This window comes from Natronosalvus vescus, assembly GCF_023973145.1.
GTDB classification, from domain to species: domain Archaea; phylum Halobacteriota; class Halobacteria; order Halobacteriales; family Natrialbaceae; genus Natronosalvus; species Natronosalvus vescus.
Genome location: NZ_CP099546.1, coordinates 1,158,002 through 1,173,760 on the forward strand (window position 1 = coordinate 1,158,002; position 15,759 = coordinate 1,173,760).

Below are 15,759 nucleotides of genomic sequence, written 5' to 3' on the forward strand. Positions count from 1 at the left end.
GGTAGTGGTATGTCCTTCCCCTGTACTGAGCGTTCGACCTTCCGCGTTGATCGCTCCTCAGTCCGTGCGAGATTCGCGCTGTGAGTTCAGCACGGTCGTTGAAACCTATCACCGTTTGAGGATCTCAACAACGCCTTCATACCCTACTCGCTCAGATTGCTCGCACGATGTCGTCTTCCTGGCCACAGAAACAAATTGCCGATCTAGAATTCGAAAAGGGATCGAGATGCCTCGTCTTTAACCGCGAAAGAGTGTCAACGGCGATGTTTGAGGCTATAGAACGGACATGATGGGCGTTTGTGTCGCCCTCCCCCTCAACGACGAGTGCGTATGATGATATCGCGCATATCGGTTCCGGGCTACTAACCCCATGCTCACCCCAACATGGAGTAAAGGTTGGACGTACCAGCTCTTGATTCCAGATTAACTGCTAAAGTGAAAGCGGAAGGTAGGGGTCTCAGTGAATATGCTCCCTAGACTGAAGGGATTCACAGAGGGATGGGCGCTTCTATGATCGTATTGGCCAGACTACCTTGGTGATCATAACCACGACAACTGTCCGGAAGATGTGTGTAGAGGTGGCCTATGGATGAACCTAGGAAGAGCTCTTGGAGTAGGCGATTTTCGCTCGAGATGGCTTTCAGGCCAGAGGAAAGCGTGAGCAGGAGAACGAGAGTGACCCGAAAAGTGGGGCAAATCGCGCTCTCAAAAGTTCATAATCGGTTTCACTCTTGCGTTTTCCGGATTCGCGCTCATCAGGATAAGAATCGCTACGAAGCGAGCCTCGAACCGATTTCACAAAAATGAATTCACTGGTTTAGAGCCTTCTCTGCAGGGATCTCACTCATCCACTCGAGTCGAACGCGTAGCCGACCAGTACACGACTCGAAAGTTCATAATCGGTTCCCTGCTATCGGTTTGGGGGTTCGATACTACACAGAGATCACCGAAGAGGGTGAGACCTCTTCCAAAAAAGAAACCTCACCATAGAGCGCGTCTCGAACCGGTTATGCACGTTTGACGCCTCGAGTCTTGCATCTGCTCAGCGAGTACCGATCACGAAACGAACCTCGCTCGCCCATCAGCCCCGGCAATCATCGAAACATACACGAACGCTCCCTAATCGCCTCGAGAAGCCTTCTACTCGACTATTGGGACACGAGCCTTGCTCTCGAGGAAGATCCTTATCGTGCAACCTTTCCTAGACTATCTTCATAATCGGCCCTCGAACAGAGACCAAACCTATTCTTCCGGACAGAGAACCCGGTTATGAGGTATCTGATACGCGATTAGTCCGTTTTGTTGTAACCCTCAGTAGATTACAGGAGTTGTCTGCTGCATACAGAGAATCGGTGCAGCACGACAATCGTTTGTATTTCACCCAAGGGTAGCGGAACTATTCGGCATATGCGGATTTTGACACTGAACTTCGAGTAAACGACCACGGGTCGGGTGACCCGTGGCTTTTCTTGTTCCCTCAGCCTATGCCGATAGCACTCCACGCGACACGATGTCGCGGGATGAGGATGGGCGGTTTACAGAGCGCCCCGACCCAGACAGGCTCACCTTCCGAACAAACGGTTGGGTTTTGCGAGTCCGGTAATTAACTGATTCAACATCTACACCAGCATGTTTCGCCCACGCTCGCCACGCCACATTCACACTCGCGTTCCGGTCAGCATGGTCTTGCTGAACCTCACACGAATCATTCGTACACCGGAACCGCCGACCTTGACGGTAGCCACGGTGTCCACAACACGAACACGACTTCGAGTTGTACGGCGACTCAACCGTCTCACACGGAATCTGATTCCACGTCACCTTGTAGCGAACCTGCTTCTCGAACTTATGGAACGGGAGTTTGTGCAGACGCCGATTCATGTACGTACCGTACTTGATGGCGTCTCGAATCCCACTCAGGTCCTCGAACACGATAACTGGGTTCGAGAACTGTTGGGCGAACTCCACCACAACCCGAGACAGCCGGTGAAGAACCCACTCAGTGTAGCGTTCTTCTTTCTCCCCGAGTTGGTGATGGATGGAGTGTTGGCCGTGTTCTTGACAGCGTTTCGTGATGGTGTGGTAGCGTTGGCGTTCGGCTTTCACCGTACCGTAGTCAAGCACGAGTGTTCCGAGCGTGTCCATTGTCTCACGATTAAGAGCGGTGAGAGCGATGTTGCGCTCGTTAATATCGACGCCGACGAGAGTGTCAGCGTCTTCGGGTTCAGGCACCTCAACCTCTGTTTTAACCGTGACGTGTAGGTAGTACACGCCATCTCGGTACACAAGTTCAGCCTGTCCCAACGACCACTCATCCTCCGTCAAGGATTCCCCAATCAACGCAAGGTCTTCCGGTCGCCCTCGAAGGTGCCCTTTCACCTTCTTGTACGGCTTCGGACTCACACGGAACTGAACCCGGTCATCCTCGTCGTTGTAGGTGAGGCGGTAGCCTTCGGTGTGCGCCATGACAAGTGGGTAGGCTCCTTTCTTGTCCGTGGCGGGTGGCGACGGTTTTCCGACGTGAGTGTCGTCTTGGTCGTGCCACCAGTTGAGGAGTTCTTTGTAGGAATCCCACGCTTGCAGGGCTTTCCCGACGACCGCGCACTTGTTGTTCCGAAGGAAGTCATCGCGGTCAACTTCCTTCTGAATCTCAGTACGGTTGTATCCGTCTTGTTTGAGTCGGAGTGTGTCGTTGGCGATGTCTCGTGCGGTGAAGCGGGCATCTTTGAGCCACGACCGCTCACCAGACTCTATGCAGAGTCGAGTGCGTGCGGTCTTCGTGACTTCTTCGATACCCATACCTTGACTATCGAATCAAATGATAATAAAAGTAGGGATTAGGATGGGAGAATACAGGAGTCATGCACATTCGATTAGTCTGTGTAAGTATCATTTCGTGTGGTGCCCGAAGTACCGACACGGGTTGTTGGAGTTAGTTCGAGACGAACTTGCGGAATTGTTCCAAGGAACTGCCGAGCGATTCGGTCACGAGATTGTGTCGATGGAGATTGCCCCCGACCACGTTCACTTGTTCGTGAAGACCGGCCCGAAATGGAGTCCTGCCGAGATAGCGAAACAATTCAAAGGTTACTCGGGACGAACGGTTCTCAAGCGTCATCCTGAACTCAAACAGCGGTATTTCTGGGGAAGTGGCCTGTGGAAGGATGGCTACTACGTCGGAACAACGGGTGCAGTTTCCGAGGACGTGGTTCGTCGGTACATCGAGGATACTGAACATTAGGCGAGCGTACGCGATTCACCCACGGGTCAGGTGACCCGTGGAACTCTCGCTGTTATCTTTAGAACGGTTCCGCTGTTTCAGTAGCCATAGCTTCTCCCTCCTCTGCAGTATCGAGTAGAGACGTTCTCGTCTCAGAGGCGGTGAGTATTACATCTCCACTTCTGTTATCGTACTCGATTATTCCGTGATCCTCTAACCGTGGTAGGTGGTTATGCACCAACCTGATTTTTGCATTTTCGAGGGCTTTGTCGGTTTCTACGCGGGTCTCCGAGTGGATGACGAGTATTGTAGCGAGGTCAGAGATTGTGGTGAATCCGTCGTTTTCGGAAAGTTCGGTGAGGATGTGCCGTCGATCAGCATTAGCCAGAATCTCGTGGGCATCCTGCGTGTTCATGTCGAGTCAATGAATGTGGGTCGTACATAAATGGCGAAGCCCTATTCTATTAGGGATAGTTCCACTACCCGCCAATATGATTAGATGTTCGAATACCTACGACAATTTTTCATCTGGACTGAGTGACCAACACCTTCGTAGGTGAATCCGCAATCTGTGCCACATTCGCGGTGTGAGTTCAGCAGACGTTGGACGAGATACCGAAACGCTGACAAGAGGGTCGTGCAAGATACAGAGCATGAGTTTAGCAAGAGAACTTTACTTGTTTCAAAACAGGTCAACGCCCATGAACCAGCCGCTTGTTGACCTTACGAACTGGAAGAAATGGGATTTGAACTACTATTCGTAAGCGATCTGTTCGATAGCAAGTACCAGCCTGTAAAAGAGATAGAGGACGAACAATGAGACTCCGAGAGAGATCAGTGCCACAACTCCCCATATCCAAAGGAAGACCTGCGCGGCAATCACGGCGTAGACAAAACTAATGAGTAAAATGGCGACGATTGCGATACTGTATCGAGCAAGGACTCGTTCCCGAATGTGAACGGAGGACATTGAAGTCTATCGTTTCTAATCAAACAAAAACCCTTCTGATTAAGCAATTCACTAGCCATTATTTCTTATCTAAGTACTTACTGAATCAGCTACTCCAATCTGAAAACGACCCTTTGCAAGATACGCGCTGTCTATTCAGCACACCATCCAGAACATAGATCATCCCTGACAGAGAGGCCGGCGATCAATACTCCCATCTACGTATCGGCTGGTTCACGGAATCAGGCTGGAAAAGCCCCTGGAATCGTTCGATAACACCCTCACACCATTCCCTATCACTCCGCGACGGCATCGGCCATCCGCCCACTGAAATCCCATCCGTAGACGACGGCGGGTTCGATGGTGATCGTCACCTCCGATCGCTCCTCGTCGAGCAGCGATTTCGCGAGCGAGGAGTCCGTCCCGCCGAGATACTCCTCGAGGAGTTCCCGAAGCAGCGTCTTGTCTGGATCCGGGCTAATCGTGGCCGTCCCTGCTCCGCGGACGCCGGCGTACGGTGGCTCGTTGCTCGAGACCTCGAACGCGACCTCCGGGTCGTGCTCGATGTACCGGACGACGTCGGCACTGGCGGCGGTCGCACAGCGGAGGGTTCCGTCCCGGTAGGTGAACCACAGCGAGAGCATCCAGAGCCCACCTGACGGCGTTCGACAGGCGAGCCTGATGGGTATCGTCGCCTCCTCGAGGTAGGTGGTGATCGCCTCGCGGTGGAGCGAGCCGCGGATCTTCATAGGTGACCTCTCACCGAGGGGCCGTAAAAAGACGGTACCAAACGAGCGGGCGACGGATCGACTCTGCAGGGGCGTCGGATCGACTCTTCGGGGACGACAGACGTCACCGCTCTCGGGGCGGCCAGTGCCAGGCGTCCGCCCTGACGACGCCGAGGAGCCGACGGCGACGGTCGGCGTGCTCCTCGAGCGCGTCCTCGAAGGCGTCGTCGGAGACGGTGTCGATGCCAGCGTCGCGAAGCGCCTCGAGGTTGGGCGGGGGCGGTGCCTCGTCGGCCGGCTCGATGAACGCCGATTCGAGGGTCTCGAGGTAGCTGTCCGCGCTCGAGCGGGCGAGGAGAAGGTGTGTCGGGTCGGGGCGCTCGTGATCGCTGACGCCGTGGAGATAGAGCGTGAGCGCCTCGTCGAGGACGGGAACGGCCATCGCGGAGGCCCGATCTGCCTGTTCGCTGTGGTAGTAGTGGAGAATGGGGTAGGCCTCGTGCTGTTCGGCGAGGTGACTTAGCTGGGTCGCCATTGACTCGAGCGGGCGCTCGATGCCTTCGAAGGACTGGCCGTCCCAGCCAGATCGGACGAACGCTTCGCTGTTCGTCCCCAGGCCAGTGACGTCGCTCGCGAACGACCGCTTCTCCGAGACCGCGCCGAGCACCGTCAGCACGTAGGAGATGCCGAGGGTGACGAACGCCATACCGGTCGCCGTCGTGAGCGAACTGGCGATCTCCCAGGCGCTCGATGTTGGGGTGTAATCGCCGTTGCCGTTGGTGAACATCGTGTAGGCGACGTAGTAGAGCCGCCCGACCCAGTCGGCCGGTTCGCCGGTGTGGGTGCCCACGAGCGCGCCCTGGCTGCTGGCAAAGAGGACGGTCCAGCCGAGCCACAGCAGCGCGATCCACATGGCGAGGGTGAGGGTGAGGATGAGCGGCCCGGCGATACCAAGGGTGCGAGAGCCACGCCTGCCGACAGCGCGGAGGATTCGCCAGACACCCGTCGTCAGCCGTCCGGAGAGGGGGCCGGAGCCGCCGTCGACCCAGAGCGTCGTCCAGAGGATGTCGATTACGACGATCGCGAGAATGCCGATTCCGAGGACGAGGTATAGCCACCGCATAGCTCATTGACACCGTCATCGACTGTCAATGGGTGGGGTCGGTATCGACCGTTGATGGGGTCGAGGTGGGTGGTGGGGGAAGTCTCGAGATCGGTGCCCGAAAGGTGTGATCTCGAGAGTCTCGTTGCCGGCCGACGGCTCGAGGAACCTCGAGGCTACCCCAAGGCGAGCCAGGCGAACTCGTAGCTGTAGACGTGATCGAGCAGCAGGTAGGTGACGACGCCCAGGATCAGACTCAGGAGCCACGACCCGGCCGCAAGTCGGCCCACGCGGGCGTGGGCGGTCTGGCGGAGTTCCGCAGGCGTGTGTGTCAGTCCGAGCAACAGCGCGTAGAGCACGAGCGGGACGGCGACGATCGACAGCAGGATGTGGATCGCCAGCATCAGCAGGTAGCCGTAGGTGACCAGGTCGGGGCCGACGAACATTTTCGTGCCGCCGCCACCGACGCGGATCAGGTAGACGACGAGGAACATCAGGATCAGCGCGAAGGCAGTCACCATCGCGAATCGGTGTTTTCCGACCTCGCCGGCGCGGATGAAGTACCAGCCGGCAGCGAGACACACCGTCGTCATCGTGTTGATGAGTGCGATGGCGTGGGAGAAGACGTTCACCTGCTCGTTGGTCAACTCGGGGTAGATGGGCAGATCGAGCAGGAACGTGCCGACGACGAGTCCGTAACCGACGATTGTCAGGACGATCGCCGTCTCGAGCGGGTTGTTCCTGACCCGTCGCTTCGCAGTCGCTGTGGCCATTGGCCGACAGTTGGGAGCAGGGTTGTATCTGTCTTGCCCTTCCGTGCTCGTCGACCGCTGTCGAGGAGACGATGTCGACGGACTCGGGGGAACGATATCGACGGCCTCGAGGATCGGCCATCTGACGTCGGCGGATGAGTTCCGGAGTGGGAATGGCCGACCGAACCCGTGGCACGACAGCCAACAGCCAATAGCCAATAGTCGACAGCCGACAGCCGGCAACCGCCAGCCACACTCCACGCTATCGTTGCGTCGAACGCCACCTTTTTCCCCGTCTGTCGCTCAGATGGAGCTACATGGTCGCACAGACGATGGATCGAGTTCCGAGTCGGATCGTATAGTTCTCACTGGCGGTACCTTGCGTGTGGTGAACGACGATGACAATGGTGCGGAGCACCGCGGCCGCCGTCACGCGGGCCGGCCTCGACGGAATCGCCGTCAAACCCGCTGAGTGTGACGTGCTGGACGCCCGAACCGTCCCCGTCGGGACGATCGCCATCGACTACGAGGGACGAGAGCACCTCCCGAGTACCGAGGCGCTCGAGACGCTCTCGAGGAACGCCGACGTCAGGCTCACGACGCCGGTCAGAGCCGACGGCTTCGACCCCCTCGGCGACGACTCCCTGCTCGAGGTGGTTCCCGAGAACGTCGGCCGCGTGCTCGTCGCTGGCCACCCGGCGTACCTGAGCGAGGGCGAGCGGGAGCGAGCGGTCGCCCCCCGCCTCGGGGCTGCCCTCGAGACGGCACCTGAGTCCTGGGTCGGCACCGAGAGCGTCGAACGGATCGCGATGGCGACCGGGGCCACCCAGTACGACCTGCTCTCGCGGACGACCGAACGCGAGCTACGGGCGCTTCGGGCGGCAGGATTCGAGGGCGATATCGCCGTCTACGCGCCGACGGTGTTGACCGACGACGAGGGAACCGTCCTCGACGCCGTCGGCACGTACGTCGCCCGCCGTCGGCCGGTCGCTCGAGCACTCCCCGAGGGGGCGAACGCGGATTCGACGGCGAGCGGCCGTGCGCGCGAGGTGTTGTTATCGGCTGCCGACGACTACGCCCTCGTCGGTACCGAGGGCGACGTCCGCGCCCAGACCGACGCGCTCCGGAATGCCGGTGCGACGACCGTCGTCGGCTATCCGGCCGCCGGTCTCGAGTCGGTTCTCGAGTAGCCGAGGACGGTGGCTTCGCACGATCTATCGTTCCCCGCACGCCGCGAAAACCACATACACGTAAGTGCCCCGGATGCACATCGTGGCACATGCCACTGCTTGCCGAGCAGACGACGACGGACGCGGCCGACGCGCTCGAAAACGTCGAGGTCGCCGTCCTCCCGACCGGAAGCACCGAACAACACGGCCCGGCGCTGCCGCTGGGCATGGATCACATGGCGGCCCGGGCGTTCGCCCACACCGCCGCCGAGCGAGACGATGCCGTCGTTCTTCCGACCGTTCCAGTCGGCGTCTCGGTCCATCACCGTCAGTTCGACGGGACGCTCTACGTCGAGGCAGCAACGTTCGAGCGCTACGTCAGAGAGACGCTCTCGAGTCTGGCCGAACACGGCGTGAAGAAGGCGGTCGTGGTCAACGGTCACGGCGGCAACTCCGGTGCGCTTCGTCGGGCCGCACGCACGTTGCGGGACGAGCGGACGATGTTCGCACCCCCGTGGAACTGGTGGGACAGCGTTTCCGACCTCTCGGCGGAGCTGTTCGACGAAGCGGGCGGCCACGCCGACGCCATGGAGTCGAGCGTCCTCTGGCACGTCCGCGAGGATCTGATCCACCCGGAACGGCTCGAGGCGGCCGAGGCCGGCGCGAGCGAGGGCTGGGGCGAGACCGTCCACGGAGCCACGCTCGGCTTCGATACGATCGACTTCTCGGACACTGGCGCGGTCGGGAAGCCGACCCAGGCCGTCCCCGAGAAGGGCGAACGGCTGTTCGAAGCCGCCAGCGAGGAACTGTCGGCGCTCGTCGACTGGCTCGCCGACCGGCCGCTCGAGGCCTGCTGGCCGGCCGATCACGTATGAGCGGGGATGCCAGACCAGGGGATCGCGATCCGTCCTCGCCCGACGTAGACGTGGACGTAGCCGTCGGAACCGACGCATTCGTCGACCGCGGTGCCGGCTTCGAGGTCGCGGTCGTCGGTGGGGGAGCCGTCGGCGCGACGGCGGCCTACGATCTCGCCCGCGAGGGGGCCGACGTCACGCTGTACGAGAAAGGCGGGATTGCGAGCGGCTCGAGCGGTCGCGCGGCGGGGGTCTGCTACAATGCGTTCGCCGACAGGCTCGACGCCGATATCGGCACCGAGGCGATCGAACGGTTCCGCGCGCTGTCGGGTGAGGATACCTTCCCGTTCACGGAGTGCCCGTACGTCTGGCTCGCACGCGAGGGGGACGACCAGCGAGTCGAGATCGTTCGAGATGGGATCCGGGCCATGCAGGACAACGGAATCGTCGCCCTCGAGCTCGACGGGGACGAACTCGACGACCGGTTCCCCCACCTGCGAACCGACGACGTCGCGGTCGCCGGGATCGCCGGGGCGGCAGGATACACCGATCCGGCCCGCTACACCGCCTGTCTGGCGGCCGCCGCGAGCGGAGCGGGGGCGACCATCGAAACCGACGCGCCAGTAGCGGTATCCATCGATCCACCGTGCGTCCGCCACTGCGAGACGGGGGCGATACACGAGTTCGACGCCGTTCTTGTCGCTGCGGGTGGGCATACCAAGTCGGTGCTCGCCGATGCTGGCCTCGCCATTGCGATGAAACCCTACCGTGTACAGGCACTGACGGCGTCGGCGTCGCTCCCGGAACCGATGTGTTACGACGCGACGAGTGGCTTCTACGTCCGTCCACATCCCGAAGGGTTGCTCGCCGGGAACGGCACCGAGGAGGTCGAGACCGATCCGGACGAGTACGACCGGGCGGCAAATCCCGGCTTCGCCGCGTCGCTGGGCGAGCGGGTCGCTCATCGCTTTCCCGAGATCGATCCGGGTGCGATCGAGGTGACCCGCGCCTGGGCCGGCGTCTGTACGGCGACGCCCGATCGGGATCCGCTCGTCGGCGAACTCGAGGAAGGCCTCTACGTGGCGACGGGATTCCAGGGCCACGGGTTCATGCGCGCGCCGGCGATCGGGCGACAAATCGCGAACGAGATCCTCGGTGGGGACGGCATCGACGCGTTCGACCCGACGCGATTCGACGGGGACGAATCGTTCGAGATCGTCGAGGGGATGGCGATCGAAGAGGAGTGACAGCCACGTCGCTCACGAGGGTGGACTGATACAGACTGTCTGAACCCGTTGGCAGTCTAGTCGTCGTGCGTCAGCGGCTCCGGTTCGTCGACGTGAGTGTCGTCCGAGTTCGCGTCGGATTTGGCCGTCTGTTCTTCGGAGGCGTCGTCACCGTTGTCATCGTCGTCGGAATCCGCCTTCGGAATCGAAATCTCGAGCGTGCCGACGTCGGTCAGCGTCGCTGTTCCATCGTCCGGGTTGACGAGCGCGTCGTCCGGCAGCTCCGCCTCCCCGTCGAGGGCCATGCCACGGCCGGGAAAGCGCATGTCGAAGCCGTCGTGATACGATCGGAAGCGATCGATACGGATCTTGACGCGTCCCTCGAGATACCGAACCTGGAGGTCGGCTGGCTCGGTGCCGGGGGCGTCGAAGACGACGAGATACGACGTCTCGTTCTCGAGGACGTCGACGGGAATCGAACGGTGCTCCTGGACGTGGCTACTTGCGCGACCAACCTGTCGGTAGACGGCGTCACCGACGGTTTCGCGGAACGATCTGAGACTCACTTGCTATCACCTCTGGGAGGGCTGTCAGGGCGGCGTCTGGCGTCGGGAACCGTCACTACGTGACAGTCGAGTACCCCCTGTCAATTAAGGGTACGACGGCCCCCTTGTTATTCTTTTTGGGTTTTCTAAATAAACGTCAGACGCAACGTCTCATCTCGAGAGGTCAATGGCTCGTTGACCCCGGTCGCGCCTGCACGGGGGCTCGTCCAGAGTCCAGTCACCGCCGCCGGTCAGAGTTTGATTTCCTCGAGACAATCGACGCCACCACAGACGGGACACGCCAGATCCGCGACACCGTGATCGTCGGGGACGTCGTAGGTGTAGTGGTTTTCGAACATGTCGAGGAAGCACGCGTCGTCGGTACACTTGATCTCCTTGGTCGGTGGCATGGGTACAGATAGCCAGACCAGCGGTATCAAAGCACGGGTCGCGGTACTTCGCGATGGCTGCGCTTTCACGGCCGCGACGGGAATCAGACAGTCACGGTTTTACGGATCGGGGCGCTAGCTCGAGCCATGACCACCCCCGAACCGGAATCACTCTCGGTGACCATCGTCGACGGCTACGTCGACGAGCCGGCACACTTCGGGGTTCCGCCGTACGTCTCGACCTATCCGCGGTACACGGCGGGTGCGCTCGTGGACGCGGGCGTCCCGCCCGAGCGAATCACCTACCACACGATCGACGGCCTGCGGGACGTTCCCGACCGGTGGCGCGACGTCGACGAGGCCGACCTCCTCATCTATCTCGGCGGGATGACCGTCCCGGGCAAGTACGTCGGCGGCACGCCAGCCGAACCCGACGAGGTACGGAAACTCGCCTGGACGGCGAGCGGGACGAGCCTGATGGGCGGCCCTGTAAAGTTCGGTATCGGCGACGCCAACGAGGGGGCGACCGAGACCGAACGCCAGGATCTCGACTTCGACTTCGTCGCAAAAGGCGACGTCGAAGCCGCCGTTTACGACTTCCTCGAGAGCGGCCTCGAGGGATTCAACAACCGGATGCGCGACGTGGGGGAGGTGACTCGCTGGGCGCGACAGGGCGCGTTCATCGTCGAACAGCACCCGAACCACCCGGAGTACCTCATCTGCGAACTCGAGACTTCGCGGGGCTGTGCGTACCGATGTTCGTTCTGCACCGAACCGCTGTACGGCAATCTGTCGTTCCGTCCGCCCGAATCCGTGATCGACGAGGTCGATGCGCTCTCCGCTCACGGCGTGAAACACTTCCGACTCGGCCGGCAGGCGGACATTCTCGCCTACGGCGGCGACGGCGAAGCCCCGAACCCGGACGCGCTCCGGGAGCTCTACGGGGGGATCCGCGAGGTCGCGCCCGACCTCGAGACGCTCCACCTCGACAACATGAACCCGATCACCATCGCGAACTGGCCCGAAGCCTCCCGCGAGGGGATCAGGATCATCGCGAAACACAACACACCCGGTGACACGGCCGCGTTCGGCCTCGAGTCCGCCGACCCGGTCGTCCAGGAGGCGAACAACCTGAACGTCACCGCCGAGGAGTGTCTCGAGGCCGTTCGGATCGTCAACGAGGAAGGCGGGTGGCGACCGGGCGAGGAACCGGGAACTGGGCCGTCGACTGACCCCGATCCCGATCCCGGTACCGGCACCGACACCGGTTCGGAACCCGTAGGGCTGCCGAAACTCCTCCCCGGAATCAACCTGCTCCACGGGCTCATGGACGAACGCGAGGAAACCTACGAACGCAACCTCGCGTTCCTCGAGCGGGTGTACGACGACGGGCTCATGCTTCGCCGGGTTAACATCAGGCAGGTAATGGCATTCGCCGGCACGGAGATGTCCGAAACCGGGGCGTCGATCGCGAAGGCACACAAAAAGCAGTTCAAACGGTACAAACGAACGGTTCGCGAGACCATCGACAACCCGATGCTCGAGCGCGTCGCCCCGCCGGGAACGGTGCTTCCGAACGTCCACCTCGAGTATCACCAGGACGGGCGAACGTTCGGCCGCCAGCTGGGTACGTATCCCCTGCTCGTTGGCATCCCGGGCGAGCGCCCGCTCGGGACGGCCATCGATGTCGCAGTGGTCGATCACGGCTACCGCTCGGTAACGGGCGTGCCGTACCCACTCGACCTCAATACAGCGTCGATGGACGAACTGACGGCGATTCCCGGTGTCGGGAAACGTCGTGCGGGCGACGTGGTCGTCAACCGACCGTACGAGTCGATGCCGGAACTGGCGAGAGGCCTCGAGTCGGGCGTCGACGTCTCGTCGTTCGTGACGGTGGGGCAACCGCCGCTGAGTGACTGACTACACGGCACCGAGTGGCGATACTCGCCGCGAGTATTGCGCAATCCGAGCGTCAACGGTCGGTAGTTCTATTACACCTGAGATTCAGACTGAAACCTGAGGGTCTACCTGTGGAAATATCTGAAAAACTCCTGTGTCTTTTCAGCACAGAAGTCTCGGAGGAAGACGACCGTTTCGTCATTGAAATACCACGACAAGAAATCGAGACGGGGGATGTCGAGCCCGGTGACGTGTATCGCGTCGCGCTCATCTCTCGTGAACGAACTACCTCGACTGCGGATACGGGGACGGATGGTTCCGGAACGACGACGAAACCGTCCCAATCGCCATCTCAGCCGACGGCACCGTCGGAGCCCAAACCCCCGGTCGACGTGGGGGAAACGCGCTACGTCGAAATCGAAGACATCGGCAAACAGGGCGACGGTATCGCGCGCGTCGAGCGTGGCTACGTCATCATCGTTCCCGGTGCGGACGTCGGTGATCGCGTCAAAATCGAAGTGACCGAAGTCAAATCGAACTTCGCCGTCGGCGAAATCATCGAAGAAACCTTCTAAGCACCGGTCACCGATTGGGTACCGACTAGTCACCGACTAGGTACCGGTCTGTCGCCGTCACTGCCGAACGTGACGCTACTGGTATCGAGTGACGAGTGACCGGACTGTTCGTCGCCTCGAGCACGGTACGTCCCCGAATTCGCCTCGAGCACGGTACGTCCCCGAATCGTTCTCACGTGAGCGCAAAGAGACCCCTTGCAGGGGTGAAACCCGACACGAAAGGCAGGAGAAAGCCCACGACTCGATGTGTTTCAGGGTGAATACGTCGAGACGCGACGGATTCCGCCCCCTATCGGTTCCACTCGCTCCCGTCGGGTCGTTTCGCCCCTTCGGAATCGTGAACGACGACCGCCCCGTCCGCGTCGACGGGTTCGTACGCCTCGAGCAGGGCGATCGCTTCCTCGAGTTCCCGGATGGCACGCTGCTTGAGCGTCCGGGCAAGTTCCTCGGCGTCCTCGCGGGAGATGTCACGGCCGAGTCCCTCACACTCGTGCGCACGAACGATGCCAGCCTCGTCGACGGGCTCGCCCATCGGCTGGCTCGTTCCCGAAAGCGCGACGCTGAACGGGTAGGTTCGACAGATCAGTGGTCGGTTCTCGTGGACGGTGCACGCACCGATGCCGTCGTCCTCGGTGTAGAACGTACAGTCACCGCAGCCGTCGGTCTGGAGGGCCCACTCGAACGTCTCGCCCTCGAGACCGTTCTCGCCATCCTGAAGACCGTAGGGCATCGGTCGGGCGACGTCGCGCCAGTCGTATTCGTCGGGGTCGGGGTCGGGAGTGCCGTCACCCGACCGCGAGGCTGGTTCGTCCTGGCCAGCGAGCGCTCGCACTTCGTCCGGGAAGGCGGTCGCCGTGTGCTCGTCGTCGCCGTGGCCGCGACAGCACGCCCCACAGCGAGTACACTCGAAACCGATCGACTCGATGGCGGCCGCGATATCGTCGATGGAGAGATCCCTGGCGCGCTCGAGGTCGGCCTCGAGTTCGGAACCAGGTGGGTCTGCGCTCACGGGTGCGGGGACGGTCTGGAGGGGGAAAAGTCAGTCGTCCGCCGCCGAAGGGAGAACCGACCGGATGCGGTCGCCGTCCCACGCCAGTTCCACTGCCCCTTCGACCGCGAGTTTCTCGAGGTGGGCGACGACGGTCGCACGGGCGAGGTCGCGCACGCCCGTGAGGTCGACGTCGTAGGCGGCTTCGAGGATCGCATCAGGGGTTCGCGCCCCGTTCTGGACGGCTGTGCGGACTCGTCGCTCTCGCTGGAGACGGTGATCGATCAGGCGCTCGAGCGTCACCCGCGGCTCGTCGATCACTAGGCCGTGTCCGGGGTACAGTCGCGAGGGTGCCATCGCACGAAGCCGTCGGAGTGACGTCAGGTACGCTCGCATGTCGCCGTCGGGGGCACCGACGACGACGCTTCCCTCCGCGACGGCACAGTCGCCGACGACGATGCTTCCGCCGGGTTGGAGGCGAAACGAGACGTGATCGGTGGCGTGACCGGGCGTATCCAGCATCTCGAGTAGCTCGTCCCCGAGGGCAATCGTCGACCCCGGGGTGAACGTCGCGTCGGGATCGATGCCGGTCGCCTCCGTGAATCGATGGTCGTGACCGTGACGTGCCCAGACGGTTGCGTCGAGCTCGTCGGCGTACGTGGCGACCGCGCCGACGTGATCGGGATGCGTATGCGTGACCAGCACGTGTTCGACGTCGCGCTCGTCGACGGTGCGGTCGAGTGCGGCCGTTCGGCCGGCGGGGTCGATCAGGGCAGCGGGTCGGTCGCCAACGACGTAGGCGTTCGTCTCGCCGCCGGGGGCTCGAGTCGAGACTGGAACCGGGTGCCGCGTGACCGTCATCGAGCTATCGTCGTCACCAGTAACCGTCATCAGGCTATCGTTGTCACCAGCGGCCGTGAAAATGACGGTGTCGAAATCCGACACCGGTATGGCAGCCACACGGTGCGTCGTGTGGGTGGGTGCAATGTGTTCGGTGCGGAGTGCGTCAGGGCGTACTCCGGATCAGTACACAGGATCTCGAGGGTCAGTGGTTCAGGTAGTAAACCTGCTTGCGCGCGTCGCGGAAGCTGTAGCGAGAGCCGATCAGGTCGACGTCCTCGAGGCGGTTGAGGGCGTAGCGAACGGTTCGATCCGGCAGTAGCGACTCCTCGGCGAGTTGCCCCTGGGAGAGCGGCGAGTCTGATTCGAGTACCTTCGCGACGAGTTTGGCACTCGGTGGGAGGTCACGAAGGCGATCGCGGTATTCGGCCTCGGAGAGGATCTCCTCGGCGGCGACGGCATGGTCGTCAGCGGTACTCATGCTCATATCCCTCACGATCCGATCGGTGATGGTAAACCTTCC

At 61.4% G+C, this 15,759-nt stretch carries 17 protein-coding genes; 6 read left to right on the forward strand and 11 right to left on the reverse strand.

The window, feature by feature from the left end:
- Positions 1-1,482 precede the first annotated feature (1,482 nt).
- Positions 1,483-2,799 (reverse strand): transposase, encoded by a 1,317-nt coding sequence (locus tag NGM68_RS05535; protein WP_252700648.1) that lies wholly within the window; start codon positions 2,797-2,799, stop codon positions 1,483-1,485.
- Positions 2,800-2,842: 43 nt separating this feature from the next.
- Between NGM68_RS05535 and tnpA the strand changes: the two genes are divergently transcribed.
- On the forward strand, positions 2,843-3,241 hold the full coding sequence (gene tnpA / locus NGM68_RS05540) for an IS200/IS605 family transposase (protein ID WP_252700649.1): 399 nt from the start codon (positions 2,843-2,845) through the stop codon (positions 3,239-3,241).
- Between the two features lie 58 nt (positions 3,242-3,299).
- Here tnpA and NGM68_RS05545 read toward each other — a convergent pair whose 3' ends face one another.
- The 5 genes from NGM68_RS05545 to NGM68_RS05560 all read right to left on the reverse strand — a co-directional run bounded on the left by NGM68_RS05545 (position 3,300) and on the right by NGM68_RS05560 (position 6,772).
- Positions 3,300-3,635 (reverse strand): helix-turn-helix domain-containing protein, encoded by a 336-nt coding sequence (locus NGM68_RS05545; protein WP_252700650.1) that lies wholly within the window; start codon positions 3,633-3,635, stop codon positions 3,300-3,302.
- Between the two features lie 339 nt (positions 3,636-3,974).
- The gene (locus NGM68_RS18390; protein ID WP_484549501.1) at positions 3,975-4,190 is read right to left on the reverse strand and encodes a DUF8066 domain-containing protein; all 216 of its coding nucleotides are present in this window, start codon (positions 4,188-4,190) and stop codon (positions 3,975-3,977) included.
- A gap of 275 nt (positions 4,191-4,465) precedes the next feature.
- The gene (locus NGM68_RS05550) at positions 4,466-4,918 is read right to left on the reverse strand and encodes a pyridoxamine 5'-phosphate oxidase family protein (RefSeq protein WP_252700651.1); all 453 of its coding nucleotides are present in this window, start codon (positions 4,916-4,918) and stop codon (positions 4,466-4,468) included.
- A gap of 103 nt (positions 4,919-5,021) precedes the next feature.
- Complete coding sequence (locus NGM68_RS05555) at positions 5,022-6,020, reverse strand: potassium channel family protein (RefSeq protein ID WP_252700652.1); 999 nt, start codon at positions 6,018-6,020, stop codon at positions 5,022-5,024.
- Positions 6,021-6,175: 155 nt separating this feature from the next.
- Positions 6,176-6,772 carry a DUF420 domain-containing protein gene (locus NGM68_RS05560; RefSeq protein ID WP_252700653.1) on the reverse strand — a complete coding sequence of 199 codons (597 nt, stop codon included), beginning with the start codon at positions 6,770-6,772 and terminating at the stop codon, positions 6,176-6,178.
- Between the two features lie 383 nt (positions 6,773-7,155).
- Here NGM68_RS05560 and NGM68_RS05565 point away from each other — a divergent pair, with 383 nt between their 5' ends.
- The 3 genes from NGM68_RS05565 (at position 7,156) to NGM68_RS05575 (ending at position 10,021) form a co-directional block, all read left to right on the forward strand.
- Entirely contained in the window at positions 7,156-7,941 is a 786-nt protein-coding gene (locus NGM68_RS05565) for a DUF7388 family protein (protein ID WP_252701383.1), read from the forward strand.
- Positions 7,942-8,030: 89 nt separating this feature from the next.
- Positions 8,031-8,795, forward strand: coding sequence for a creatininase family protein (locus tag NGM68_RS05570; RefSeq protein WP_252700654.1), 765 nt, complete (start codon positions 8,031-8,033; stop codon positions 8,793-8,795).
- Positions 8,792-10,021: an NAD(P)/FAD-dependent oxidoreductase gene (locus NGM68_RS05575; RefSeq protein WP_252700655.1), complete on the forward strand. Its 1,230-nt coding sequence runs from the start codon at positions 8,792-8,794 to the stop codon at positions 10,019-10,021. Before NGM68_RS05570 ends, NGM68_RS05575 begins: the two co-directional genes overlap by 4 nt.
- Before the next feature lie 56 nt (positions 10,022-10,077).
- Here NGM68_RS05575 and NGM68_RS05580 read toward each other — a convergent pair whose 3' ends face one another.
- Complete coding sequence (locus NGM68_RS05580) at positions 10,078-10,566, reverse strand: Hsp20/alpha crystallin family protein (protein WP_252700656.1); 489 nt, start codon at positions 10,564-10,566, stop codon at positions 10,078-10,080.
- A 230-nt stretch (positions 10,567-10,796) separates the two neighbouring features.
- Positions 10,797-10,955 (reverse strand): DUF7559 family protein, encoded by a 159-nt coding sequence (locus tag NGM68_RS05585; protein ID WP_252700657.1) that lies wholly within the window; start codon positions 10,953-10,955, stop codon positions 10,797-10,799.
- Between the two features lie 126 nt (positions 10,956-11,081).
- On the opposite strand from NGM68_RS05585, the gene NGM68_RS05590 reads away from it, so the two are divergent.
- Complete coding sequence (locus tag NGM68_RS05590; RefSeq protein WP_252700658.1) at positions 11,082-12,854, forward strand: radical SAM protein; 1,773 nt, start codon at positions 11,082-11,084, stop codon at positions 12,852-12,854.
- A gap of 110 nt (positions 12,855-12,964) precedes the next feature.
- Entirely contained in the window at positions 12,965-13,408 is a 444-nt protein-coding gene (locus NGM68_RS05595; RefSeq protein WP_252700659.1) for a TRAM domain-containing protein, read from the forward strand.
- Positions 13,409-13,697: 289 nt separating this feature from the next.
- Here NGM68_RS05595 and NGM68_RS05600 read toward each other — a convergent pair whose 3' ends face one another.
- The 3 genes from NGM68_RS05600 to NGM68_RS05610 form a co-directional block, all read right to left on the reverse strand.
- Entirely contained in the window at positions 13,698-14,417 is a 720-nt protein-coding gene (locus NGM68_RS05600) for a YkgJ family cysteine cluster protein (RefSeq protein ID WP_252700660.1), read from the reverse strand.
- Positions 14,418-14,447: 30 nt separating this feature from the next.
- Entirely contained in the window at positions 14,448-15,257 is an 810-nt protein-coding gene (locus NGM68_RS05605; RefSeq protein WP_252701384.1) for an MBL fold metallo-hydrolase, read from the reverse strand.
- 184 nt (positions 15,258-15,441) lie between these two features.
- Positions 15,442-15,723 (reverse strand): winged helix-turn-helix transcriptional regulator, encoded by a 282-nt coding sequence (locus NGM68_RS05610; protein WP_252700661.1) that lies wholly within the window; start codon positions 15,721-15,723, stop codon positions 15,442-15,444.
- Positions 15,724-15,759: the final 36 nt, after the last annotated feature.